The organism is Collinsella sp. AM41-2BH (genome assembly GCF_003468085.1).
GTDB lineage: Bacteria > Actinomycetota > Coriobacteriia > Coriobacteriales > Coriobacteriaceae > Collinsella.
On record NZ_QSGH01000002.1, the window covers coordinates 93862 to 117380 of the forward strand.

The window sequence follows — 23519 nt, forward strand, 5'->3', positions numbered from 1 at the left end:
TTAGCGCTCCTTACTTTGGCCCCTTTATACCCCATCATTAGATGGCTAGCGGGCTAATCGTCGGGGGTTTCGATTTCGATACTTGCGATATCGAGCTCGCGGCCGTGCAGCAGGCGCACGTTGGCGCCGCCACACTGGGGGCAGCGACAATGGAAACGGTCGTGCTCAAAGACCTCGCCGCAGTCCAGGCACTCGCTTTGTGGATGGACCTCCTCCACGGCAAGCTCGCAGCCGCGCGTGAGCGGGTCCTCATCGCGAAACGTCTCCCACGCAAAGTCGAGTGCCTCGCGCACGACCTCGGTCATATCCCCGATACGAAGCGTTACCAAAACGGCGCGCGAGGCCCCCGCCCCACGCGCCGCGCGAATCACTGTATCGAGTATGCCGTTGACAATGCCAACCTCGTGCATACCGATTTACTCCTCGTCGTCCTCGTCGTCCGAGAACAGGTCCAGACGGCTCACGAACAGGCCCTCCTTGCCCTCGCGCGCGGTAATGACCACGCGAGCGATGGCGAGCGAAATCTCGTAGAGCGAGAGCAGGGCGCCATACATGAGACCCAGCGTAACGGGCGAGCCGTCGGGCGTAATCACAGCCGAACCCACGAGCAGGCCTACGTACACGTAGCGCCAGGCGCTGCGGAAGGCCGCATAGGACACGATGTGGAAAACGGACAGGTAGAAGATGATGAGCGGCAGCTCAAACGCCACACCAAAGCCGATCATAAAGAGCAGCTCCATGTTGACGTAGTTCTCCAGATCGGGCAACGCCGTAGCGACAGCCGAGGTCTCGCCGATGAGCCACTCAAAGCCCGCCGGGATGATGATGAAGTAGCAGAAGATGGCACCCAGGAAGAACAGCACCGTCGAGGCGAGCACCGTGGGCACAACCCACTTGCGCTCGTTGGGGCGCAGTGCCGGCAGGAAAAATGCCAGAATCTGCCAGATGATCATGGGCGTGCACATGACCACGGCCATCTTGATGGCAAGCGAGAAGCGCAGGCCAAAGCCGCCGAGCGTGGTGGTGATGTAAAACTTACCGTCCGGCACAAAGGAGCGGATGGGGTCCTCAAGAATATCGAGCACCACGGGCGTGGCAAAGTACAGCACGATGGCGGCGGCAAACACCGAAACGACCACGATGGTCAGGCGGCGACGGAGCTCTCCCAGGTGATCGAAGAGCGGCATGCGCGCAGGTCCGATCGGCATTACTCATCGCCTCCCTTCGGGGCGTCGGCGGCAGCAGCCTCGGCATCGTCCTCGACCTCGAGCTCGCGAGCGAGCTGGTCGACGACGGCCTTGCGCTTGCGGGGACGACGGGCGTAGAGGTCAGCCGTCGTGGGCTCTGCCGGCTCGGGCTCGGGCTCTGCAGCAGGCTCGGGCTCGACGGCAGCAGCAGGCTCTGTACCCTCGGCCTCATCAACAGCGCCTTCGCCCTCAGCAGCACCCTCGCTTGCGGCCTTCTCGGCAGCAAGACGGGCGCGACGCTCGGCAAAGGTCTCCTTCTTGGCGGGCGCTGCCGTCTCGGCGGCATCCTCGTCCACATCGGAATCGTCGTCGGTCGCAGCAGTCTTCTTGGGCTTGACCGGGGCCGACGCGGCCTCGCTCACCGGATCGATAATCTCGGACTGAACAACGGCCGTCATCTTTTCCTGCGTCTCGCGGAACTGACGGATGGCACGGCCGATCGTGCGGCCCATCTGCGGGAGCTTATCCGGGCCAAACAGCAAAAAGCCGAAGACCACGATGATCGCGAGCTCACCCTCTCCAATACCAAACACACATACCTCCAAGGCTCGATGTGAGTCGAGCCCGCACCGCGCCATTCGGCCGGAACTCGTCTATTCATTCGGTCAAGTATAGCGCCCGGACGCCAAAACGTCCGAGCGCATCACAAACATATGCCAAACGGCACGCCCTTTTGGGGGCAAAGATTATGCAGCGGTGATCGAAATCTCCTGGTCGACGCCCAACAGCTGAACCACGCGCATCACCGGGGGCTGCACGTTGACGCAGCTAAAACGCTTACCATGATCAGCTGCGTGGTGTGCGGCGCCCACAAGCACGCCAATGCCCGTCGAATCGATGTAGCTCACCTGGGCAAAATCGAGCTCAACGGCCTCAGTGGGCTGCTCGAGCGCCAGGTCGATGGCATTGCGCAGGCTATCGGCGTTAGAGATATCGATCTCACCGGTCACCTTAATGGTGTAGAGCTCTGGCGTGGGGTTGGTGGAAATACCCAAATCCATGTATACGCTCCTTTACGTATCGAAAGTGCGGATAGTACTAGGCGCGGACTTGCGGGGCCCTACGCGTTAGGCGCGCTCGGCACGCGCAAGCTCGGCAGCGACGAGCTTGACAGCCAGCACCAGCACATCGAGCGCAGCCTCCAGGTCCTCGACCGTGGGATAGCTCGGCGCGATGCGGATGTTGGTGTCGCGCGGATCCTTGCCATAAGGCCAGGTGGCACCAGCCGGCGTGAGCTTGACGCCCAGGTCGGCACAAAGCGCGGCGACCTTCTGGGCCGAGCCCTCGGGGCCATCGAAACTCACAAAGTAGCCGCCATGGGGATGAGTCCAAGTGGCGCAACCCGTGTTACCCAAGCCCTCGGTGAGTTTACGCTCAACGGCCTCAAAGCGCGGGCGCAGGAACTCGGCATGCTTTTTCATGTGCTCCTTGACCGCCTCGATGGTGGGAAGGAAACGCACGTGACGCAGCTGGTTGAGCTTGTCGGCGCTGATGAGACCGGCCTTCAGGCGCTTGGAGAACTCGGCGATAACCGCGGGGCTCGCACCGATAAAGCCGATGCCGGCGCCCGGGAAGGTGATCTTGGACGTCGAGGCAAAGGCCACCACGCGATCCTCGGTGCCCGCCGCGCGAGCGAGGTCAAAGATGTTTGCGAGCTCGTCGGTCTCGTCGTACAGGTCGTGCACGCAGTAGGCGTTGTCCCAGAAGATGCGGAAATCGGGCGCGGCCGTGGGCATCTCAACCAGGCGGCGCACGGTGTCCTCGCTAAAGGTGATGCCCGTGGGGTTGGAATACTTGGGCACGCACCAGATACCCTTGATGGAATCGTCGGCGGCAACGAGGCGCTCGACCTCGTCCATGTCGGGGCCGTTGTCGGTCATCGCGACGGGGACGTTCTCGATACCCAAGTCGGCGGTGATGCCAAAGTGGCGATCGTAGCCGGGAACGGGGCACAGGAACTTGACCTTCTTGCCGTCGTGCGCGGCCTCGTAGGCGTCCCAGGGCTCGCTGCCGCACGAGCCACAACGCCAGAACATGCCGGCGATGTCATGCTCGATCAAAAGGCTCGACGAACCCAGCACAAGCGTCTGCTCGGCGGGGCAGCCCAGGAACTCCCCCGCCAGCTTGCGTGCCGAGGGAATGCCCTCAAAGCAGCCGTAGTTGGAACAATCGACGTTGCCGTCGTGCAGATCGGCGTCGGCATTGAGGATATCGAGCATGGGGCGCGAGATGTCCACCTGGGAGGGCGACGGCTTGCCGCGGGCCATGTCGAGCGCCAGGCCCTTGGCCTTGACCTCGGCGACCTCGGTCTTGAGCGCCTCGATGGCGGTATCGAGTTCGGTGGTTTCCATCTTCTGGTAGATCGTCTGCATGGGTGCGACCTTTCGCGAAGCGGTACGTTGCAGTTCGTCTAAGTATAGACCGCCACCGCCGCAACGTTATGAAGCCGTGATAGATTAAGTTCATCGCAATCAATTACGAATCGCCGCGCATGCCGGCGTGGGGCGCCCAAGGAGGCACTATGGAGTACGGATCGTTTCAGGCCGAGGAATTCGGCGACTTGCAGCGCCTGGTCGACGGACTGTTTTACGACCGCCACGCCATCGACCGCCTGGATCTGATCGTACAGGCCGAAATCTTGGACCTGGCGCCCGACCTCATGGAGATCGTGAACCTTTTGCCGCCCGGCTACTACGACCGCCAGTCACTTTGCGACCAGCTCAACTCCGCCTTGGCCGCCCACGGCTGGGGCGCCGTCTACGGAACGGTGGAATAAGCCTCGAGGCCGGCGATTTGGCCCGCTTCCCGACCTTGGCGAGGCTTGTTTTAGGGCTTGTGGCCAAAAAAGGGCAAATATGAGTACTGTTACCTTTTTAGTAGCAGCGATTCTTGGTCGAAATCGGCAAAACTCGACTTGAAACTTCCTAATCACCGTCAGCTAGCGCCAAATTGGAAGTCGATGGTCACTCATTAGCGTACAGTTCTTATAACTTTGTTCATTATTTTCCGCACCTAAAATGATACGCCGTTTGTGACAGTACTCACAAACGGCGTTTTTTGACCACTGGCGTGTCTGGCAGGCGGCAAGCACCGCCCGAATCCGCATTTTGAACGCGCCCGAATCGGTTCTGGAGCCGGTTTTCGCGCTCTTACTCGTCTTTGGGCGAGGGATGCTTGCAGACCACGCTCATGTAGATCATGCCGAGCACGGCTGCGGTGACCGAACCGGCGAGAATAGCGGCCTTGGCTGCAAGAACCTCAAACTGGGCCGTCGGGAAGGCGAGGCCGCTGATGAGGATCGACATGGTAAAGCCGATACCGCCCAAAATGCCCACACCGGCGATCATGTGCCAGTTGACATTATGCGGCAACTCGGAAATCTTGAGTTTAACCAGGGCAAACGTCATGCCAAAGATACCGATCGGCTTGCCCAGCAGCATGCCAAAGTACACGCCGAGCGTCACCGGGTCGGTGAGCAGCGTGCTCATGTCCACGCCCACCAGGCGAACCTGCGCGTTCACGAACGCAAAGATCGGCAGGATCACGAAGTTGACCGGCGTGGAGATCAGACGCTCCATGCGGATGAGCGGCGGGGTTACGCGGTGCATGACGCGCTCGACCTTGGTGGTCGAGACGGTAAAGTCATGCTGGCCCAGGATGTGCGCCTCGTCGTCGTAGCGATCATCGAGCAGCGGCAGGCACTCGCCCAGCCAATCGGTGAGGCTATCGAGCTTGACACCGCACTTGGCCGGGATGGTAAAGGCCAAGATGACGCCAGCAAGCGTAGCGTGCACGCCGCTCTTGAACATGCAAAACCACAACAGCAGACCCAGTACCGAATACGGGGCAAGGCGGTAGTGCTGCGTCTTGTTGAGCCACACGAGCGCGCAGGTCACAAGCGCGGCGGCGCCCAACCAAAACGGATTGGGGCTCTGACCGTAGAAGATGGCGATGGCGGCGATGGAGATGAGGTCGTCGGCGATGGCGAGCGTCGAGAAGAACACGCGCACGCCGTTGGGCACGCGATTGCCCAAAAGCGACAGCACGCCCAGCGCAAAGGCAATATCGGTTGCCATGGGGATGGCCCAACCGTTGCGGGCGCCGGCATGGTTAAAGATCAGGTAGATGCAGGCGGGAACGACAACGCCGCCCACGGCCGCCAGCATGGGAAGCATGGCCTGACGCGGATTCTTGAGCTCACCGACCGTCATCTCGTACTTAAGCTCGATGCCCACCAACAAAAAGAAAATCGCCATGAGGAAGTCGTTGACGAAAAGCTCAACGGTGAGACCGGCCGTAAGGTTGCCCAGACCCACATACAGCGGGGTCTCCAAAAAGTGATGGATGGCCTCGTAGGCATCGGTATTGGCGCAAATGACGGCGGCGATGGCGGCGAAGACCATGACGGCGGCGGAAATCGTACCGTTCTCGGCGATGCGCTCCCAGATGTCGTGACGTTCAAAGCGCTTGCGCTCACGAACGTTGAACAGCTGCTCAGTTGCTGCCATGGGCGGCTCCTTTCACGGGAAAGCTCCCGTCTTAAAAAAGCACGGCCCGCCCAAGTGGCGGCGCCGCGCTCTAACGTATTACGCTTGCATCTAGCCTACCCTGCACGACAAGCACGCAGGCGTGGCCGAAAAGCGGAACCACAGGTTGAACATTATTTGCTCAACGGCACGGGCACGCCTGTCCAAGAGACGACGCGGCGCCGTGCACAAAAAACGACCGGAGCGCGGGACGTCCGCGATCCGGTCGTGGCGTTTGGTCAACTAAACCTAGCAGGCGGCCATGATGGGGGCAGCGACCTGCTTCTTACGGGAGAGGACACCCGGCATCCAGATGCCGTCGTGCTCGTCGGCAATGCCCAGGCCCTTCTGAGCGGCCTCGGTCTCGCCCTCGAGCAGGACCTGCGAGCCCTCCTCCATGATGTCGGTGATGCACAGGACAATGCCATCGGCACCCTTCTCGGCGGCATAGGCGCGCATGGCCTCGCGGATCTCGTCAATCATGCCAAGCGCACGGCTCTTGTCGACAGTCTCGTACTGGCCGATGAGCAGCTTCTTGCCAGCGGACTCGAACATCTTGATGTCGTTGCCAACCATCTGGGCTGCGGTGAAGGAGCCGGACGGACGGGTGAGGAAGACCTCCATGCCAAACTTGACCGGGTCGACGCCCACCTGCTCACCGAGCTTGGCGGCGACGGCACGATCGACATCGGTGGTGGTGGGGCTCTTGAGCATGAGCGTATCGGTCATCATGGCCGAGAGCAGCAGCTTGGCCTGAACGTCGGAAAGCTCAACGCCGAGCACGCCGGCGAGCTTGGTGACGATGGTGCAGCTGGAGCCCCAGGGCAGGCAGATGTAGTGCAGCGGGCCGGCGGTCTCGAAGTCGCCGATGCGGTGATGATCGACAACACCAAAGACCGTGGCGTCCTTAAGGCCGGCGACGGACTGGGCAGACTCGTTGTGGTCGGTGAGGACGACGAGCTGACCGGCCTCGACGGAATCAATCACGCGGGGCTCGGCAATGCCGGCGTCGGCGAGCAACTTGGCGGACTCGGCCGGAAGCTGACCAAGGGCGCAGGCCTCGTAGGTATTGCCGGCATACTCAACCTGGTTAAGCAGCTGGGACAGGACGACGGCGCTCATGATGGCGTCGTTATCGGGGTTCTGGTGACCAAAGACAAGAACGTTTGCCATGGATATCCTCCACTTGATATGTGTACTTGGACGTAGCTATGGTAGCACGCCGATGCCGAGCCTTCGCAGACGGAAGGAGCACGGCATATTTTGGGGCAGGCATGGAGGCCAAGGCTGTCCCTTTTGCACCATGTTGGTGCAAAGTAACCTGGCCCCCTTGCACCAGCTATTTGCCGGCGGCGCGCAGGGCTACGTAGGCGGCACCGATGATGCCGGCGTCGTTGCCGAGCGAAGCGACCTTAATGGGCGTCTCGCGCGAGGCGGAAAGCGCGTACTGCTTAAAGTGCTCGCGAACCTTGTCGAGGTAGACATCGGCCGAAGCGGAAGCACCGCCGCCGATCAGGAACATCTCGGGATCGACCACGTTGGCAATAAGCGCCAGGGCGCGGCCGAGATAGTCGGCCATGGTATCGGCAGCTGCCAGCGCGAGCTTGTCACCCTCGCGGCAGGCCTGGAACACGTCCTTGGAATCAGAAGGCCCGGTGAGCTCGATGGGCTCGACGCCTGCCTTCTTGCACTCGGCAAGGTAGTTGCTCACCACGCCGGTGGCGCTGGAATACTGCTCCAGGTGGCCATGGCCGCCGCAGCCGCAGGTGCGCTCCTCTTCGGGGTTCAGGCACATGTGGCCAATCTCGCCGCCGGCGCCCACAACGCCCGACACCACGTCGCCGTTGACGATAACGCCGCCGCCCACGCCGGTACCGATGGTGACCATCACCACGTTCTGCACGCCCTTGGCAGAACCGAGCCAGGCCTCGCCCATGGCAGCGGCGTTGGCATCGTTCTCGTACTTAACGACCGCGTCGGGGCAGTGCTCCTGGATGGCGATCCTAAGCTCGGGCAGGTTGATGGCAATGTTGGCCTTGACCTTGGCATCGCCCGAAGCCGGAATGGGGCACGGAACGGCCAGGCCAATGCCCGCCACAAAGGCACGCGGGATCTGCGCCTTGGCGACCACCTGGTCGATAGCCTCGGTCACCGCGGCAAAGCCCGCAGCATCAACGATGGGAGGCGTGGGCACGCTGGCCTTGGCAAGCAGGTTGCCGTCCTCGTCGAACAGGCCCTCCTTAACCGAAGTGCCGCCGACGTCGATGCCGATATAGTACTGCTTAGGTTCCATGGGAGCCCACCTTTCTCGTTTAAACATTGCCTGTATGGTACCGCTCCCAAGACAAAAACCTGCCAAAAAGGGACAGGTTTGTTTTGGCAGGTTTTATCTGGGAAAACGCAAACGACCGCTCAAAAGGTCGCGCAGGGCCTTCGCCAAATATAAGGGCGCCGGGAGGCGGAGACTCCCGGCGCCCGTCAAAGGGACTGTGTTGTCTGTTGGACCGCGGTCCATCGCGGCGATAACGCCGACTAGGCCTTAAGCGCCTGCAGCAGCTTGTGGACCTCGATGAGCTCCGTCGCCATGACGCGCATGGTCTCGGTGCCGGCCATCTGGTCCTCGGCATGCAGCAGAATCAGCGGGGCCTCGCCGTTACGCTCGCCGTTGGCCTCCTTTTTAAGGAGCCCCATATGGACATCGTGGCCACCGTTGTAAGCCTCGTCGCCCTGCTTAATAAGCTCCTCGGCGGCGTCAAAATCGCCCTCCTTGGCCTTTTGCACGGCATTGATGTACATGCTCTTGGCGGTTCCGACGAAACTGATGATCTCGAAGCAGGTCATCTGCAGCTCGTTCATATCCTCCATGCGCTGCACCTAGCCCATCACGCTGACGCAGTGGTCGATGATGCCAGCAGCGTTCATGCGGCCGTAGTCGACCATGTTGATGACCTCAACCGGGAAGCGGCCAGCGGCCTCCTTCTCAAAATCGCCCTTGGTGTAGCCAATCTGCGGGCCGAGCAGCAAGATATCGCACTCGTCCAGGTGATCGTGAGCCTCGTTCATAGGACGGGCCTCGACCTCGATGTCCAGACCACGGCTTGCGACCTCGGACTGCATCTTCTGGACCAGCAGGCTCGTGGACATACCGGCATTGCAGCAGAGCATGATCTTCTTCATGGTTTCCTCCTTATAACTGCGCGGCGCGCAGACGACAACTGGTTTTATTCCTTGCGGCTACTGTACCCACCCCCTGCGTCTTCACACAAGAGGAGAGCCGCGGGCATCGGCACCGCGTACCGGTGCCCGCAACGGTGGAAGGGAAAACGAACCGTTTAGGCGTTCTGCTCGGCAAGGGCCTCCTGCTTGGCGATGGCCTTCTCGGAGATCCTCATAAAAGGCAGGTAGACAGCCATGCCGATGACAAGCTCGAGGGCCTGCCACACGCCGGCGCGCCAGTCAAAGCCCGTGGCAAGCAGGGCGTTAATGACGGGAGGCATGGTCCAAGGCACCTGGGCGATGCAGGGACTGATGATGCCCGCGCAGGTCAGGCCATAGGTGATGCCGATGAACAGGTCGGGAAGAAGCACGAACGGAATCATGAGCGGCAGGTTGTACACGACGGGGTAACCGTAGATGACCGGCTCGTTGATGTTAAACAAGCCAGGAACGATAGCCATCTTGGCAACGGTCTTGGAAGCCTTGTTCTTAGAGAACAGGAAGGTATCGAGCAGGAGCATGAGGGTGCAGCCCGAGCCGCCGATAAGGGCGAAGCTGTTGACGATCTGCATGTTCATGTAGTGATCGGGCTGGATGGTGCCGCCGGCGGCAAAGGTAGCCATGTTGTCGACGATGAGCATGGTCAGGATCGGCTCGACGGTAGCGCCAGAGATGGTGGACTGGTGAATGCCGACGCAGAACAGCAGGTTCGCAAGAGTGTAGATGAGGATAACAGCCCACGGACCGGCGTTCATGATGCTCTTGAGCGGGTTGGAAATGCACGTGGAGATGATGGTGCACAGATCGGTGCCGGCAAACACGGCGAGCAGAGCCGCGGCAATGGCGAAGATCGAGAGGTTGAGCAGCATCGGGATCATGACGTTAAAGGAGTTGGAGACCGCGGGAGGCACACCCTCGCCCAGCTTGACCTTAAGCTTCTCGACGCCGGAAATCTTAATGAAGAGCGTGACGGAGAGCAGGGCGATGATGATAGCCGCGAACAGGCCGTTGGTGCCGGTGTTGGCAGTCGAAAGGGCGCCCGTGACCTCGGCAGAGGTGATCTTGTCGGTGAGCAGCGGGCTCGTGGCGGCAAGCGTGGCGGTGATCTGCTGCGGCATCATGATGACGAAAGCAGAGATGGCGACGACCACGCAGGCAAGCGGGTTATCGAAGCGCTCGTTCTTAGCGAGGCTGTAGCCAATCAATCCGGCCAAGATAATGGCAGAGACGTTGAGGGTGCCCAGCGTAATTGCCGAACCCCAGGTCTGAAGGTTGGCAAGGCCCGCTGCATCGAGCGGGAACAGGGGGAACACGACGTTGTTAATAAGAACCGCGATACCCGCAAGGATATAGAGCGGCGTGATGGTCGCGAAGGCATCGCGCAGGGAACGCAGGTGAACCTGGTTTCCCACCTTCGCAGAGACCTCGGCAAACTTGTCGAGGAAGCTCTTTCCGTTGTCACTGGCCATGATTGCTCCTAACTTTCAAATCCGGCCTTTTCCTATGCGCACGGTGGTCTGTCGCCCTCTGCCACCAGATGTGCCATGTTTTGCGCGCGGCGGCGCGCGGTCTGGGCGTTCGCCCGGTCGCTAATCAACCACGTGGGTCGTGGCGACCTGTTTGAGCCAGGCCGCCGACTTCTTAAGGCGGCGCTTGTAGCCGTCCATGAGGTCGACCTCGACAAAGCCGTAACGGTTCTTAAAGGCATTGGCCCAAGACCAGTTATCGATGACGGCCCAGTAATGGTATCCGCGGCATTTGGCGCCCTCGGCGATTGCCTTGGCGACCCACTCCAGGTGCTGGCGCACAAAGTCGACGCGGTAGTCATCCTGGATGGTTCCTTCGGCGTCACGGTTCTTGTATTCGTCCATGATGCCGATACCGTTCTCGGATACAAACCACTCAAGATCGGGGTAGTTCTTAGCGCAGTCCATGCCAAAGTCGTAGAGGCCCTGCGGGTAGATTTCCCAGCCGCGGCTCTCGTTCATAACGGCGTCGGGCCATACGTACTCGTCGGCAAAGTGCGGCAGGCCGTACTGGTCGACCTTGCTCGCCGGCGCCTGAACACGCGTGGGGTGGTAGTAGTTGCAGCCGAGCCAGTCGACAACACCCTGCTTGAGAATCTCTTGGTCGCCGGCACGGAACGGGAGCTTAACGCCGCCCTCGGCCAGGCTGTCGAGCACGTCGGCGGGAAGCTCGCCCTTGGTAATAAGGTCGAGCCACCAGCGATTGTTGATGCCGCTGGTCATACGCACGGCCTCGAGGTCTGCCTCGCTGGGGTTCTGCTTGGTGTAGACCGGGGTAAAGCAGTTGATCATGCCGATCTTGGCATCGGCGCGAATAGCGCCCTCGTCATAGGCCTTACGATAGTTGGCCACGGCCAGCGCGTGCGCCAGCGAGATGTGATACTGCACGGTGCGGGCGCGGTTATAGTCATGGAGCTGCGGGTACCACACGCCCTCCTGATAGCGCTGCTCGGGCTCGACGATGGGCTCGTTAAAGGTGAACCAGTACTTGATCTCCTGGCCAAACTCGCGGAAGGCAACGTCGGCGTAATGAGCGTACGCCTCGACGACCTCACGGCTCTCCCAACCACCACGGTCAAAGAGGTAGGTGGGCATGTCAAAGTGGTACAGGTTGACGAACGGCTCCAGGCCGGCCTCGCGAGAGGCACGGAACAGCTCGTGATACCACGCGGCGCCCTCCTCATTGAGGTTGCCGTTAGCATCGAGCAGGCGACTCCACTGGATGGAGGTGCGGTAGGTATCCAGGCCCAAGTCCTTCAAAATGCGAAGGTCCTCCTGGTATTTAGCCATAAAGTCATTGCCAGCATAAGAGCCAACGCGGTTATAGAACGAATCCAGATCCTGGATGGACCAGGTATCCCACAGGTTCTCGAGCTTGCCGCCCTGGTTCCACTGACCCTCAGTCTGCGGGCCGGACATAGCGGCGCCAAAGAAGAAGTCACGGGGCAGCTGATACTGAGCCATCAAAGTCCTCGCTTTCGTGTCTAGAGCTTTCGGTTGGAGACGGGTTTGCTTTGGCAAGTTATCCGGCGCGGGCGCGCACCGGTTATCCAGATATCCAGCCCGCCAAAACAAAACCGTCCCCAAACGGTCGGCCCTGCCGGCGGCAGGGTTCCGTTCGTTGCGTACAACTATAGCGCTCTAATTTCTAAAGTAAAGCGTCTTTTTGTTTTTTCTTTCTCGGACTTCTTATATAAAAGTAATATGGGTGCCTCGTTGTGGGTTATACTTACTTGCGTATTCTTATATGTCGGAAAGGAGGTTCCATGATTCCCAAATACGAGGCGATAGCTGCAGATATCCGTCGAAGCATCGAGGATGGCGCTCTTAAACCGGGCGACAAGCTACCCACCGTCGTTGAGTTCTGTGAGCTCTATAGCGTTTCCAAAATCACCGTCAAACGAGCTATCGAGCAGATCACCGAAGAGGGTCTTGTTACCAGCCGGCGCGGATCGGGCACCTACGTTAAAGACACGGCGGGGCTTCCCGACAAGGCGTTTTTCCAGGGCAAGAACGACCGCGCCCAGGGCTTTTCGTATGAGCACCGCGGGGAGAAGGTAACCTCGGTGGTCTACGATTTCTCGATTGTCAATCCGCCGGCAGAGGTTGCGACTCAGCTGGGAATTGCCGAGGATGACTTTGCCTATCACATCGTGCGCGTGCGCCAGGTCGACGAGAAGCCCATCGTTATCGAGTACACCTACATGCCCCTCGAGCTGATTCCGGGCCTTAAAAAGAAAGACCTGTATGGATCGGTCTACAGCTTCATCCGCGAGCAATGCGGGCTGAAGATTTCGAGCTTCCACCGCACCATTCGCGCCGTAGCGGCAACCGAGGAAGAGGCTGAGCGCCTGGACACCAAACCCGGCTCTCCCCTGCTCGAGCTCAACCAGATTGGCTTTTTGGATAGCGGCACCGCCTTTGAGCATTCGATCTCGCGCAACGTTGGTGACCGCTTTGAGCTGCACAACGTAACGTTGGCATAGTTTTGTAGTCATGCGGGCGCTCGTTATGGCTCGTTTAGAGTGGGCAACCGCACAACACCATGGGGGTATGAACATGTCCGATTTGATTAAACTGACGCCGATCTTCCACGAGAAGATCTGGGGCGGCCGCCAGCTCGAAACCGTATTTGGTTACGACATTCCCGAGGGTCCCATCGGTGAGTGCTGGGCCATCTCGGCCCATCCCAACGGCGACTGCCAGATTGCGGAGGGCCCGTATGCCGGCCACACGCTGTCGTGGCTGTGGGCCGAGCACCGTGAGCTCTTTGGCAACTGCGAGGGCAAGGAGTTCCCGCTGCTCATTAAGATTCTGGACGCCAAGGACGACCTTTCGATCCAGATTCACCCCAACGACGAGTACGCTGCCGAGCACGAGAACGGCAGCCTGGGCAAGACCGAGTGCTGGTATGTGCTGGACTGCGAGCCCGGTGCCACGATCATCGTCGGCCAGCGCGCCAAGGACCGCGCCGAGGCAGCGCAGATGATCGAAGATGGCCGCTGGGACGACATGCTCAACGTGCTGCCGATTCACAAGGGCGACTTTTTCCAGATTGACTCCGGTACCGTGCACGCTATTAAGACCGGTACGCTCATTTTGGAGACGCAGCAGTCGAGCGATGTGACCTATCGCCTGTACGACTACGACCGCCCCGGCACCGACGGCAAGCTGCGCCCGCTGCATATTGAGCAGAGCCTCGACTGCATCGATTTTGATGTTCAGGCGCCGACCGACGGCACCGTGGCCGCGCCCGAGGTCGACGGCGTGACCGAGCTCGAGTCCAACCCCTGCTACACCGTCGATCGCGTGCGCGTCGACGGCAGCAAGACCCTCGAGCAGCGCTGGCCCTTCATGTGCCTGTCGGTCATCGACGGCGAAGGCACCGTCTGCGGCGACCCCGTCCACAAGGGAAGCCACCTCCTGGCCCCCAGCACCGTCACCTCCATCGACCTCGAAGGCAAGATGGAACTGATCATCTCGCACCTGTAAGTCATCGATCCCCGAGCGCTCGCCGGGACGGGCGCGGGGATTGGTCGCCTGCTCGGGCAGTCCCGCTCGCACGGAGAGCACATTAAGTGCTCTCCGGCTCGTGCGGAACTCGCGATCGGCCAAACCCCGCGCCCGTCCCGGCGAGCCTCTGGCTAGTTACGACAATCAAAAAGCAACAAGGGGCTCCCCCGCCCATCAAACGGGAGAGCCCCTTGCCATATATAACGAATCACGACGCCTACAAATAGACCCTCTCCAGAAACGATAACGTGTCCTGAAGTCGTGTCCTTTCCTTACGGTTGGTCTGCCGATCTACATAAGAAGAAAAGTCCGCAAAAAAATCCTCTGCGTCAATCCTCATTTGCTCTGTTAGCTCCAAACGAGCCGAAGGCGGCAACAAACCAGCAAGCCGAGCAACATCCGAACGATGCTTTCGTCGATCAATGCTATTGCAACGACGTCCTTCCTCATAACTTCTGTTGATATCAATGTGCGCACGCATCTTAAGGGGAATGATATGGAGTGCATCGAGCAACGTGACGCCCCCTACGTTCGTTGCGTTATCACGAATAAACTCATAGTAGCCATCATCGAGAATAATGGCAGAGAGACTCGATATCGCTCCGTCAAAGGATAGAGGAGCCACTTCGCTCGTTTCATCTTCAAGCGTAAAGTCTGGATGCCGGGCAAACAACTCGATTTGGCCGGGATAATCTAAGGCCTGCCTTGATCCTTCGGGTAAACGGAATCGATAGTAAGTACACTTTCCATCGCCGACTTTTCCAATCTCGTATCCAGCGATTTTGATAAATATCCAAAATGCAGTGGCAAATTCGATGCTATTTCCATCAACAATTACAACAACATCCAAATCTTCGGTAGCCCTAAATGAATCACCTTCGCTGTCAAATAGAACGCTGCAGGCTCCTCCGCCAATAAGGACATAGCCGCCCTCGCAATTGCTCATGGCAGCGGCAAACCGCTCTATTCCCCTTACTTTTGGCATATCGTCCTCCTGAGCTGTTCGACCGCATCGAGCAGACGGTCGTCTTTGTAGTCTGCTTTCGCGCAGGCAACATATAAGGAAAACGGGTCAACGCATTGCAGGCCCGCGGTGTCAAAGCTAACATCGGACGGCTCGTCCACGGGATACGACCAAACCTCAATCTCGATAGCAGCCGATTCGTACCACTGGGCCTCCAGCCATCTGTCACCCATACGCTCTTTTAAGGCCTCTAGCTGATACTTTTCGAGAGCAATGGTTGGGGCAGAGCCATCATGAGCAAGGTCGGACATATAGCTAAGGGCAGACACGCCGGAAAGCAGCGCATCAACGGCCCGCAAATCTACCCTGTCGACTGCCTCCTTAAGCCGGATGCGTTCTATAACTGGCGAGCGAAGGTAGTCCTCAAACCCGTCTAGCAACGTCTCGGTCGACAACCCGGTGTCGTGCAATATACGCTTTTTGCCATCCCGCACAATCAATCCAGGAGCTATAGCGGCAATTTCTGAAAGATAGTTGCTTACGCTCGCCGCGCTTTTACCACACAGGCGCGCCAGGTCGCCGGCAGAACAGTCAACCCATCGCCCTGCAATGTAATTTAATACGACTCGCTGGGATTGGGGTGAAAGCGGGGCTGCAGAGGGAGCGTTCAGTATCTCATCAGAAATGAAGGCACCCATAAACGGCAGAAACGTATTCTGCCCATCTCGAATATATGCAATTCCCTCCGAAGCCAGCGCATGCATAAAGCCCAAATCCATGGCATCCCAGCAAATTGCCACCGGACGAGCATCGACCTTGCGCACGGCATCAACAATGTTTCGTGCCGAAATAACACTGGGCAGCTCTTTTGGCTCGGCAACAATAAAGCCACCTTGCTCAGACGTGCCAAGCTGCGCCAAATGAAGCGAAAACCGCTCGAGATACATACGGGGAATCTGCACCTCTACCGGCCTTGGATCGATAGCGAGCTCTAAGGAGAAGATGCGTTTCGGGGGACAGGATATTAACACTCCCTATCACCATTTTCATTTCACTAACGTTTTAGTTACTATCTAAAATTATACTGAACAGTATAAAACGTTCAATCACCAAAACCACAAGGTAACAACCCAAACGCAACAAGGGGCACTCCCGCTCATCAACGGGGGAGCCCCTTGCCATGTCTAATTATTCAGCCCACCCGGCTCTCCAGACCAAAAAGCGACCGAGCAGAGCGCCGATCGCAAGCTGCGCTACCTGAGGACCTGGGCGGGCGTATAGGGCAACGTCGGTCGCGAGTTCCGCACGCAAAGGAGAGCACTTAATGTGCTCTCCACCTTGCGCAGGACTGCCCGAGCAGGCGATGTTGCCCTATACGCCCGCCTAGCCGGATGTACGGGTTTTCCAGGTGCGGCAGATCGGCCTGAAAGAGGAGGGCATAGACCTTGAGGTCATGCCCGACGATTGAAGGCCGAGGTGCCGTGCCTGGGAAAGCCGCCTAGGTCAGTTTCACTATAGGCGCAAAGCCCTTCATAAGCTTTTTGGTCTGGCCGGTTTTTTCGAACTGGACCTCGATCATGTCTCCGGCGACCGAGATCACGGTACCGGTGCCAAAGGTCTTGTGGCTCACGGTATCGCCCGCGGCAAAGTCCTGCGACGCGCTGGCGCGATCGACCTTGCGCTCCACCGTCGGCGACACCTTGGACGACGGCTTTTTAGCTCGCGGCGCGCCCGAACCAAAGGTCGAGGCAACACGGCCGGCGTCGGGCGAAACCCCGCGATGGCGCTCGGTGCCATAGGTGCTGCCACCAAAGAAATCGTCGAAGCTCGATCCGCCGCGCGAACCGGAACCGCCGGTCGAGCGCGTATGCGAACCGAACACCTTGCCGCCATACATATCCGAGCCCATGCCCGAGCCAAAGGTGCCGTGACGGTCGCCGCGCTTCTCCCAGCCCGTGCCCTCAAAACCGGCAGAACCGATACCGCTAAACTCGATATCCTCAAACGGAATCTCGTTGAGGAAACGAGAGCGCGGGTTGGCAGAGGTCGAGCCGTAGGTGCGACGCGTGGCCGCATAGGTCAGGAACAGGCGCTTACGGGCACGCGTGATGGCAACGTAGGCCAGGCGACGCTCCTCCTCGAGCTTGCCCGGGTCATCGCTGCCGCCAAAGTCGTGCACGTGCGGGAAGATACCCTCCTCCATGCCGGCCACGAACACCGCCGGGAACTCCAGGCCCTTGGCGGAGTGGATGGTCATCATGGTAATGGCATGCGTCTCGCCGGCCAGGGAATCCAAGTCGGAGCGCAGGGCCAGCCACTCCATGAGTGCCGGCAGTGCCTTACAGGTGAGCGGACCGTAGGTGCGCTCGATCTCGTCGGCATGCACGGCGCCCGCCGGTAGCTCTGTTGGCACGGCATACGCGTTGCCCGCGATGGCGGCGGCCAAGGCATCCTGCGGCGAGAGCGCCGGGGCGGCTAGGCTATCGAGCGGATTGGAGCCCGCGGCGTCACGAGCGCCGACAAGTGCCTCAAACGAGGATGCCGGAGCGGACGGCCCCGGCTCGGGCGCGGGCGCACTCACCACGACGGGCTCGGGCTCGGCACTGACAGGCACATCGGCAACACCGGCTGCACGCAGCTCTTCCAAGCTCTCGAGCGTGCCCTCGATATCCTCGTGCGTCTCCTCAAATTCGGCAGCGACGCCCAGGAATTCCTGGATGTTCTCGGCGCGGCTCTCGGACTCCATGGTGCCCTCGGCGCGGAACGCCTGCAGCAGGCCCGTCTTGTCGACAATCATCTCGACGACATCCTTGAGCTCGCCGTCCATGCGACGGCCCTCGCGCACCAGCGCCACAAAACTCGACAGGCCGTTGCGCACCTTGGCACTAAACATGCCCGTCTCGGCTGTTGCGATCTCGCAGGCCTGGAAGAACGAGCAACGGTTGTCGCGTGCCAGCTGCTCAATCTTTTGGATCGAAGTGGAGCCGATGCCGCGGCGCGGCGTGTTGATGACGCGCTTGACGCTCATCTCGTCGGCCGGGTTCACGATCATCTTGAGATAGGCCATGACATCGCGGATCTCGGCGCGGTCGAAGAATCGCGTGCCGCCGACGATCTTGTAGGGCACGCCCGCGCGCAGGAACATATCTTCGAGGATACGCGACTGGGCGTTGGTGCGGTAGAACACGGCGATATCGTCGTAGCTCGTACCCTTGGCATGCAGCTTCTCGATCTCGCCGGCAATCCAGCGGCCCTCGTCGCGCTCGTCGCTCGCCTGGAAGGCCTGGATCTTCTCGCCGTCGCCCTCGGCCGTAAACAGGCGCTTGTCCTTGCGCTGCGAGTTGTGGCGCACCACGGCGTTGGCGGCGCTCAGGATATGACCCGTAGAGCGATAGTTCTGCTCCAGCTTGACGGTCTTGCAGTTTTTAAAGTCCTGCTCAAAGTCCAGGATGTTGGTGATGTCGGCACCACGCCAGCTATAAATGGACTGGTCGTCGTCGCCCACGACCATAAGGTTTTGGTACTTGGCGGCCAGCAGGTTGGCGATCTCGTACTGGACGTGGTTGGTGTCCTGATACTCGTCGACGCTAATGTAGCGGAAGCGCTCTTGATACTTGTCGAGCACCTCGGGGCGGGTGCGCAGCAGCTCGAGCGTGCGCACGAGCAGGTCGTCGAAGTCCATCGCGTTGGCGGCGCGCAGGCGGCGCTCCAGCTCCAGGTAGACCTGCGCGGCCTTTTTGTCATTGGGGCTATCGGCGCTCTTGAGCATGTCCTCGGGGCCGATCATGGCGTTTTTGGCCGAGCTGATCTTGCTGCGGATCATGTTGATGGGGAACTGCTTTTGCTCGATGCCGAGCGCCTGCATAATGTCACGCACCATGCGCTTTGAGTCATCGTCATCGTAGATGGTGAACTGGCCGGTGTAGCCCAGCAGATCGGCGTCCTCGCGCAGCATGCGCACGCACATGGCATGGAAGGTGCACACCCACATGCCACGGGTGCCGCTGGGGATGAGTGCCGTCAGACGCTCGCGCATCTCTGCCGCAGCCTTGTTGGTAAACGTAATGGCAAGAACCTGCCAAGGCTTAACACCCAAGTCGCCGAGCATATGTGCGATGCGGAAGGTCAAGACGCGGGTCTTGCCCGAGCCGGCGCCGGCGAGCACCAGCAACGGGCCCTCGGTGGTCAGGACCGCCTCGCGCTGGGCGGGATTAAGGCTGTCGATGTCGACGAGCGGCTTGGCGGGTTTGGGTGCCGGCGCAGGAGCGTCGTAGATGTCGAGCGGAACGAGCTCGGGCTCCGGCGCAGCGGGGGCGGTGTATGCATCGAGTGGCACGGGTTCCGGCGCGGGCGGCACGGGTACCGCAGCATTCTTTTCCCAGGGCAGGGGCTGGGTCATGGGCGACTCCTCATCTGACGGACGGCGCGCCTGCGGGCAGCGCCATAGTTTGAGCCGTACCAGTATACCGAGCCGCGCGGACACCGACGCAAATCACACCGCGACTCCGTGCGCCACCGTCAGGCCCGCCCCGGCAGATTTGGTGCAATGGGGTCAGGTTGGTCTGCACCACGTTGGTGCAAGGAATCTGACCCCCAATGCACCAATCACGGAGCCACCGATGTCATGGCAACGGTAGCGAGCGGCGGCCAGAGCGAACAAATTGGCATGAAAAGAGGGCGGCATAGACCTTTTGGTCATGCCACCCTCTTTGAATGACAAGTTGTCGCTCTGGCCGCCGCGCAGCGTCAACCAAGTTACAGGCCGAGCATGGGCTCCAGGACGAAGAAGTACGCGAGCACCACGATGCCCAAGATGATGCGGTAGACGCCGAAGCACTTGAAGTCGTGACGGCGGACGAAGCCCATAAGCCACTTGATGGCGATGAGCGAAACCACAAAGGCCACAACGCAGCCCACGCCCAAGATGGCGATCTCGTTGGTGCCGAACGTGCCGCCCTTGATGAAGTACTTGACCAGCTTGAGCGCACTCGCGCCAAACATGACAGGGATAGCTAGGAAGAACGTGAACTTAGACGCCACCGAGCGCGTGCAGCCCAAAAGCAGGCCACCGATGATGGTAGAACCGGAGCGAGATGTACCAGGCACCAGCGAAAGCACCTGGAAGCAGCCGATACCCAGCGCAGTCTTCCAGCTGAGGTCCTCGAGCGTGGCGATGGAGCCAAAGTCCAGGTTCTCGTCATCGTCCTCATCCTCAGCGGTAGCCGTGGCGGGCGCCGCAAAGTGCGCACCGGCGGGACGTCCACCCGACACCACAGCACGCGAACCAAACGAACCGGCAACGGCCATTTCCTCGCGCTTGTTTGCGCGCCAGTTCTCGATCACGATAAACAGCACGCCGTACACAATGAGCGCCAGCGCCACGACGGGAGCATTGTAGAAATGCTCCTCCATCCAGTCGTTGAGCGGCAGGCCGATCGCCGCCGCAGGAATGCAACCGAGCACAATCTTGCCCCACAGCACCCAGGTGTCGCGACGGCCCTCCTTGCCCTTGCTGGGCGAGAACGGATTGAGCTCATGGAAGAACAGCACACAGACGGCCAAAATGGCGCCAAGCTGAATCACGACCAGGAACATGTTCCAGAACGTCTCGCTCACGTTCATCTTGACAAACTCGTCCACCAAGATCATGTGACCGGTCGACGAAACAGGCAGCCATTCGGTGATGCCCTCGACCAGGCCCATGAAGGCAGATTTTAAAAGCTCGATGATATCCAAAGGGACCCCCTCGTTAGACACCCGCCGATATTGTTCTGCGGACGGTGCGGGCGATGTCCTATTATCAACCGTTGGCGGCGCGCCTGCGCCTACCCTTACCAAAAAACTCGCCCGTTCACAGAATTGCGAGCGGTCAAACCCAAATCCTTGGGTATAACTGCAACAAGATAAAGTGTCCGGCGGCCAACGCGCCCGCGCCCGCCCGATGCACGAGCCCCGTGCCCGTGCGATAGACCAAGGAGGAAACCATGAACGAGGGCTACACCAAGGTATTTGTTTCACTCGACGGTACTGAACAGCAGGATTTTGTGCTCGCACGCGCCATCAAGGTCGCCGCGAACAACGGCGCCAAGCTAATCATCGGCCACGTTATCGATTCCACGGCGCTCGAGAGCGCCGGTTCCTATCCGGTCGATCTGGTCAACGGCCTAGAGGAGGCATTTAAGAACTCCATCGCCAAGCAGCTCGAAGAGGCCAAGGCCAATCCCGACATTCCCGAGGTCGAAGTCATGATTCGCGCCGGCCGTATTCGTGAGACGCTCAAAGACGAGATGCTCGACGTGGTCAAGCCCGACCTGGTGCTCTGCGGCGCCCGCGGCCTGTCCTCGATCAAGTATGCGCTGCTGGGTTCGATTTCGACGTTCCTGCTGCGCAATACGGACTGCGACATTTTGGTCGTGAAGTAGCGTTGCTCCCACCGGCCGCGGGGCCTGCGGGGTTTCCACGGGCACGTCCTCGCCGCGTTGCGGCTGCGGGATGTGCCCTTAGGAAACCCCTCCCGGCCCCGCGGCCTTCGCAGCCTTACTTCAGCGAGTTGGCTGATAAAAGATAGCGTGCCGCCCCGTTTGGGGTGGCACGTTTTGTTTGGGCTGCACGTTTTTGTTTGGGTGGGCGTCTGCCGCGTGCGTTACTCGAAATATTGAAACTTATTCGTTGAAAACGCGAATGTTACGACGAAGCCTTCGCCGGGCTCGGATGCCGCGGTGACGTCGATGCCCATCTTGGAGCACAGGCGCGCCACCAGGTAGAGGCCGATGCCCGTTGCGCGCTTGGTGGTGCGGCCGTTGTCGCCGGTAAAACCTTTCTCGAACACGCGCGGCAGGTCGGCCGCGCTCACGCCGCAGCCGTTGTCCGCGACGGTAAGCTCGATGCGTTCGCTCGCCAGGCCCTCGTCCAGCAACGCGCCCGAAAACACGATCTTTGCGCCGTCCTCGCGCGCATATTTGATGCTGTTCTGAATAAGCTGGCCTAGAATAAACTCGAGCCACTTCTCGTCGGTAAAGACCTCAAAGTCGAGGTTCTCGCACACCGGAGCCACGTGCGCCGCGATAAGCTCGCGCGCGTTGGCTTTAATCGCGCCCGTCACCAAGGTCTTGAGATCCCAGCGACGAATCAGGTAGTCGCGCTCCACGACTTCCGAGCGCGCGTAGTACAGCGCCTGGTCGATATAGCGCTCCACGCGAGCCAGCTCGCGACCCAGGTCATCCACACGCGACAGGTCGTCTTCGCTGCCATCCAGGTTTTCCAAAATCAGATGGGCCGCCGCCAGGGGCAGCTTGGCCTCGTGGACCCAGCTCTCGATATAGTCGCGATAGTCATCGGTCTGACGCCGGCCTTCGGCAACCTCGTCGCATGCCGCCTTGCCCACCCGGCGCAAGACCTCGTACTCGAGCTCGCCCTCGGCATAGGTCGGGCATTGCACCATCTCCTGCACCCATGCGGGACTCTCGAGCTCCTCTGCCGCGCGCTCCAACTGACGCAGAAAACGGCGACGGCGAGCGTACTCGATCACGATGCCGAGCATACCGAAGATAAAGGACACGCCAACCGCCACGACCACGATAGAAACGGGTGCGCCGGCGACCGTCAGCACAAAGTAGCTCAGCAGCACGCCGCACGTCCACACGGCGACGGGAAGCAGTGCATCTTTAAAGAACTTGCCAAACGACATAGCCGGCCCCTAGACCGAATAGCCTTGGCCGCGATGCGTGGTCAAATACCCCTTGATGCCGATTTTTTCGAGCGTGGTGCGCAGGCGGTTGATGTTGACGGTGAGCGTATTGTCGTCCACGAAGGCGTCGGAGTCCCACAGGTCCTGCATGATGGCCGAGCGCGAAACGATCTTGCCCGCGCGGCTCAGAAGCAGCGAGAGGATACGCAGCTCGTTTTTGGTGAGCTCGGTGCTAGTGCCGGTTTGCGTGTTGGTGACCATGGAGCGGGCGAGGTCGAGCTCCAGCCCCTTGTGGACGAGCGTGCTGCGCTCGCCCGCCGCCGTGGTGCGGCGCATCAGCGCGTTGATGCGCGCCACGAGGACGCGGGCGCTATAGGGCTTGGAAACGAAGTCGTCCGCGCCGAGCGTCATGGCCATGACCTCGTCGATCTCGGTCGTGCGCGACGTGAGGACGATGATGGGAACCTCGGATTCGCGGCGGACTTCGTGGCAGATATGCTGGCCGTCTTTGACGGGAAGCGTCAGGTCGAGCAGTACCAAGTCGGGTGCAGCGGCCAGGATGTCACGCGAGACATGCTCGAACGACTCGCAGGCCTCGACCTCAAAACCGGCACGGGCAAGGATATCGGCAAGCTCACGACGAATGGGCTCGTCGTCCTCAACGATATAGATCAGCGCCATGGATTCCGTTCCCCCCTCTTGGTTGTCTTACTGCCATTATTGCCGCGAAGTCGCCGGTGCGCGCCTCGCGCGGCATTAAGATGACAGAACTGTTCGCGAACGAAAGCGTTCGAATCGCCCCTCGCTCGCAGCGGGCGCGGGGATCAAATGATTAAATAA

At 60.1% G+C, this 23519-nt stretch carries 22 protein-coding genes; 4 read left to right on the plus strand and 18 right to left on the minus strand.

The genetic code is table 11. The annotated features are described in order from the left end of the window. Positions 1–53 precede the first annotated feature (53 nt). From hypA to DW899_RS01800, 5 genes are all read right to left on the minus strand, one after another. Positions 54–410 carry a hydrogenase maturation nickel metallochaperone HypA gene (gene hypA / locus DW899_RS01780; RefSeq protein ID WP_117565013.1) on the minus strand — a complete coding sequence of 119 codons (357 nt, stop codon included), beginning with the start codon at positions 408–410 and terminating at the stop codon, positions 54–56. A gap of 6 nt (positions 411–416) precedes the next feature. After that, complete coding sequence (gene tatC / locus DW899_RS01785) at positions 417–1208, minus strand: twin-arginine translocase subunit TatC (RefSeq protein ID WP_055285525.1); 792 nt, start codon at positions 1206–1208, stop codon at positions 417–419. Next, positions 1208–1780, minus strand: a complete 573-nt coding sequence (locus DW899_RS01790) for a twin-arginine translocase TatA/TatE family subunit (protein ID WP_158566546.1) — start codon at positions 1778–1780, stop codon at positions 1208–1210. The genes tatC and DW899_RS01790 overlap by 1 nt, the downstream gene beginning before the upstream one ends. A gap of 153 nt (positions 1781–1933) precedes the next feature. After that, positions 1934–2248: an STAS domain-containing protein gene (locus tag DW899_RS01795; protein WP_089572422.1), complete on the minus strand. Its 315-nt coding sequence runs from the start codon at positions 2246–2248 to the stop codon at positions 1934–1936. Between the two features lie 66 nt (positions 2249–2314). Further along, a complete protein-coding gene (locus tag DW899_RS01800; RefSeq protein WP_117799796.1) occupies positions 2315–3619 on the minus strand; it encodes an aminotransferase class I/II-fold pyridoxal phosphate-dependent enzyme in 1305 nt (434 codons plus the stop codon). Positions 3620–3768: 149 nt separating this feature from the next. Between DW899_RS01800 and DW899_RS01805 the strand changes: the two genes are divergently transcribed. Next, positions 3769–4023, plus strand: coding sequence for a hypothetical protein (locus tag DW899_RS01805; RefSeq protein WP_022093864.1), 255 nt, complete (start codon positions 3769–3771; stop codon positions 4021–4023). Positions 4024–4396: 373 nt separating this feature from the next. On the opposite strand, the gene nhaA is transcribed toward DW899_RS01805, so the two are convergent. The 7 genes from nhaA to DW899_RS01840 all read right to left on the minus strand — a co-directional run bounded on the left by nhaA (position 4397) and on the right by DW899_RS01840 (position 11979). Next, entirely contained in the window at positions 4397–5755 is a 1359-nt protein-coding gene (gene nhaA / locus DW899_RS01810; RefSeq protein ID WP_117637073.1) for a Na+/H+ antiporter NhaA, read from the minus strand. Between the two features lie 267 nt (positions 5756–6022). Further along, positions 6023–6946, minus strand: coding sequence for a manganese-dependent inorganic pyrophosphatase (locus DW899_RS01815; RefSeq protein ID WP_117799797.1), 924 nt, complete (start codon positions 6944–6946; stop codon positions 6023–6025). 166 nt (positions 6947–7112) lie between these two features. Continuing rightward, positions 7113–8066, minus strand: coding sequence for an ROK family protein (locus DW899_RS01820; protein ID WP_233539868.1), 954 nt, complete (start codon positions 8064–8066; stop codon positions 7113–7115). Between the two features lie 239 nt (positions 8067–8305). Then, positions 8306–8638, minus strand: a complete 333-nt coding sequence (locus DW899_RS01825; RefSeq protein ID WP_199570242.1) for a PTS lactose/cellobiose transporter subunit IIA — start codon at positions 8636–8638, stop codon at positions 8306–8308. Between the two features lie 9 nt (positions 8639–8647). Further along, a complete protein-coding gene (locus tag DW899_RS01830) occupies positions 8648–8950 on the minus strand; it encodes a PTS sugar transporter subunit IIB (protein ID WP_117735519.1) in 303 nt (100 codons plus the stop codon). 155 nt (positions 8951–9105) lie between these two features. Beyond that, entirely contained in the window at positions 9106–10458 is a 1353-nt protein-coding gene (locus tag DW899_RS01835) for a PTS sugar transporter subunit IIC (protein WP_117799799.1), read from the minus strand. A 120-nt stretch (positions 10459–10578) separates the two neighbouring features. Beyond that, a complete protein-coding gene (locus DW899_RS01840; protein ID WP_117799800.1) occupies positions 10579–11979 on the minus strand; it encodes a glycoside hydrolase family 1 protein in 1401 nt (466 codons plus the stop codon). A gap of 302 nt (positions 11980–12281) precedes the next feature. Between DW899_RS01840 and DW899_RS01845 the strand changes: the two genes are divergently transcribed. Both DW899_RS01845 and DW899_RS01850 read left to right on the plus strand, forming a co-directional pair. Further along, a complete protein-coding gene (locus tag DW899_RS01845; RefSeq protein ID WP_117799801.1) occupies positions 12282–13001 on the plus strand; it encodes a GntR family transcriptional regulator in 720 nt (239 codons plus the stop codon). Between the two features lie 73 nt (positions 13002–13074). Continuing rightward, entirely contained in the window at positions 13075–14007 is a 933-nt protein-coding gene (locus tag DW899_RS01850; RefSeq protein ID WP_369832229.1) for a type I phosphomannose isomerase catalytic subunit, read from the plus strand. Between the two features lie 238 nt (positions 14008–14245). Here DW899_RS01850 and DW899_RS01855 read toward each other — a convergent pair whose 3' ends face one another. From DW899_RS01855 to DW899_RS01870, 4 genes are all read right to left on the minus strand, one after another. Further along, positions 14246–15013 carry a hypothetical protein gene (locus tag DW899_RS01855; RefSeq protein WP_117799803.1) on the minus strand — a complete coding sequence of 256 codons (768 nt, stop codon included), beginning with the start codon at positions 15011–15013 and terminating at the stop codon, positions 14246–14248. Beyond that, the gene (locus DW899_RS01860) at positions 15001–15939 is read right to left on the minus strand and encodes a hypothetical protein (RefSeq protein ID WP_117799804.1); all 939 of its coding nucleotides are present in this window, start codon (positions 15937–15939) and stop codon (positions 15001–15003) included. The genes DW899_RS01855 and DW899_RS01860 overlap by 13 nt, the downstream gene beginning before the upstream one ends. A 551-nt stretch (positions 15940–16490) precedes the next feature. After that, the gene (locus DW899_RS01865; RefSeq protein WP_117799805.1) at positions 16491–19391 is read right to left on the minus strand and encodes an ATP-dependent helicase; all 2901 of its coding nucleotides are present in this window, start codon (positions 19389–19391) and stop codon (positions 16491–16493) included. 356 nt (positions 19392–19747) lie between these two features. Then, positions 19748–20728: an undecaprenyl-diphosphate phosphatase gene (locus tag DW899_RS01870; protein WP_117799806.1), complete on the minus strand. Its 981-nt coding sequence runs from the start codon at positions 20726–20728 to the stop codon at positions 19748–19750. A gap of 248 nt (positions 20729–20976) precedes the next feature. Between DW899_RS01870 and DW899_RS01875 the strand changes: the two genes are divergently transcribed. Continuing rightward, positions 20977–21414: a universal stress protein gene (locus DW899_RS01875; RefSeq protein WP_006235921.1), complete on the plus strand. Its 438-nt coding sequence runs from the start codon at positions 20977–20979 to the stop codon at positions 21412–21414. A gap of 221 nt (positions 21415–21635) precedes the next feature. On the opposite strand, the gene DW899_RS01880 is transcribed toward DW899_RS01875, so the two are convergent. Further along, positions 21636–22679, minus strand: coding sequence for a sensor histidine kinase (locus tag DW899_RS01880; protein ID WP_117799807.1), 1044 nt, complete (start codon positions 22677–22679; stop codon positions 21636–21638). Positions 22680–22688: 9 nt separating this feature from the next. Next, complete coding sequence (locus tag DW899_RS01885) at positions 22689–23360, minus strand: response regulator transcription factor (RefSeq protein ID WP_117799808.1); 672 nt, start codon at positions 23358–23360, stop codon at positions 22689–22691. Positions 23361–23519: the final 159 nt, after the last annotated feature.

Coding starts and splice junctions, on each gene's coding strand:
- DW899_RS01875 (WP_006235921.1), top strand. CDS start 20,977: ATGAACGAGGGCTACACCAAGGTATTTGTTTCACTCGACGGTACTGAA.
- DW899_RS01795 (WP_089572422.1), bottom strand. CDS start 2,248: ATGGATTTGGGTATTTCCACCAACCCCACGCCAGAGCTCTACACCATT.
- DW899_RS01820 (WP_233539868.1), bottom strand. CDS start 8,066: ATGGAACCTAAGCAGTACTATATCGGCATCGACGTCGGCGGCACTTCG.
- DW899_RS01830 (WP_117735519.1), bottom strand. CDS start 8,950: ATGAAGAAGATCATGCTCTGCTGCAATGCCGGTATGTCCACGAGCCTG.
- DW899_RS01855 (WP_117799803.1), bottom strand. CDS start 15,013: ATGCCAAAAGTAAGGGGAATAGAGCGGTTTGCCGCTGCCATGAGCAAT.
- DW899_RS01825 (WP_199570242.1), bottom strand. CDS start 8,638: ATGGAGGATATGAACGAGCTGCAGATGACCTGCTTCGAGATCATCAGT.
- DW899_RS01805 (WP_022093864.1), top strand. CDS start 3,769: ATGGAGTACGGATCGTTTCAGGCCGAGGAATTCGGCGACTTGCAGCGC.
- DW899_RS01885 (WP_117799808.1), bottom strand. CDS start 23,360: ATGGCGCTGATCTATATCGTTGAGGACGACGAGCCCATTCGTCGTGAG.
- hypA (WP_117565013.1), bottom strand. CDS start 410: ATGCACGAGGTTGGCATTGTCAACGGCATACTCGATACAGTGATTCGC.
- DW899_RS01880 (WP_117799807.1), bottom strand. CDS start 22,679: ATGTCGTTTGGCAAGTTCTTTAAAGATGCACTGCTTCCCGTCGCCGTG.
- nhaA (WP_117637073.1), bottom strand. CDS start 5,755: ATGGCAGCAACTGAGCAGCTGTTCAACGTTCGTGAGCGCAAGCGCTTT.
- DW899_RS01845 (WP_117799801.1), top strand. CDS start 12,282: ATGATTCCCAAATACGAGGCGATAGCTGCAGATATCCGTCGAAGCATC.
- DW899_RS01840 (WP_117799800.1), bottom strand. CDS start 11,979: ATGGCTCAGTATCAGCTGCCCCGTGACTTCTTCTTTGGCGCCGCTATG.
- tatC (WP_055285525.1), bottom strand. CDS start 1,208: ATGCCGATCGGACCTGCGCGCATGCCGCTCTTCGATCACCTGGGAGAG.
- DW899_RS01865 (WP_117799805.1), bottom strand. CDS start 19,391: ATGACCCAGCCCCTGCCCTGGGAAAAGAATGCTGCGGTACCCGTGCCG.
- DW899_RS01815 (WP_117799797.1), bottom strand. CDS start 6,946: ATGGCAAACGTTCTTGTCTTTGGTCACCAGAACCCCGATAACGACGCC.
- DW899_RS01850 (WP_369832229.1), top strand. CDS start 13,075: ATGTCCGATTTGATTAAACTGACGCCGATCTTCCACGAGAAGATCTGG.
- DW899_RS01800 (WP_117799796.1), bottom strand. CDS start 3,619: ATGCAGACGATCTACCAGAAGATGGAAACCACCGAACTCGATACCGCC.
- DW899_RS01860 (WP_117799804.1), bottom strand. CDS start 15,939: ATGTATCTCGAGCGGTTTTCGCTTCATTTGGCGCAGCTTGGCACGTCT.
- DW899_RS01835 (WP_117799799.1), bottom strand. CDS start 10,458: ATGGCCAGTGACAACGGAAAGAGCTTCCTCGACAAGTTTGCCGAGGTC.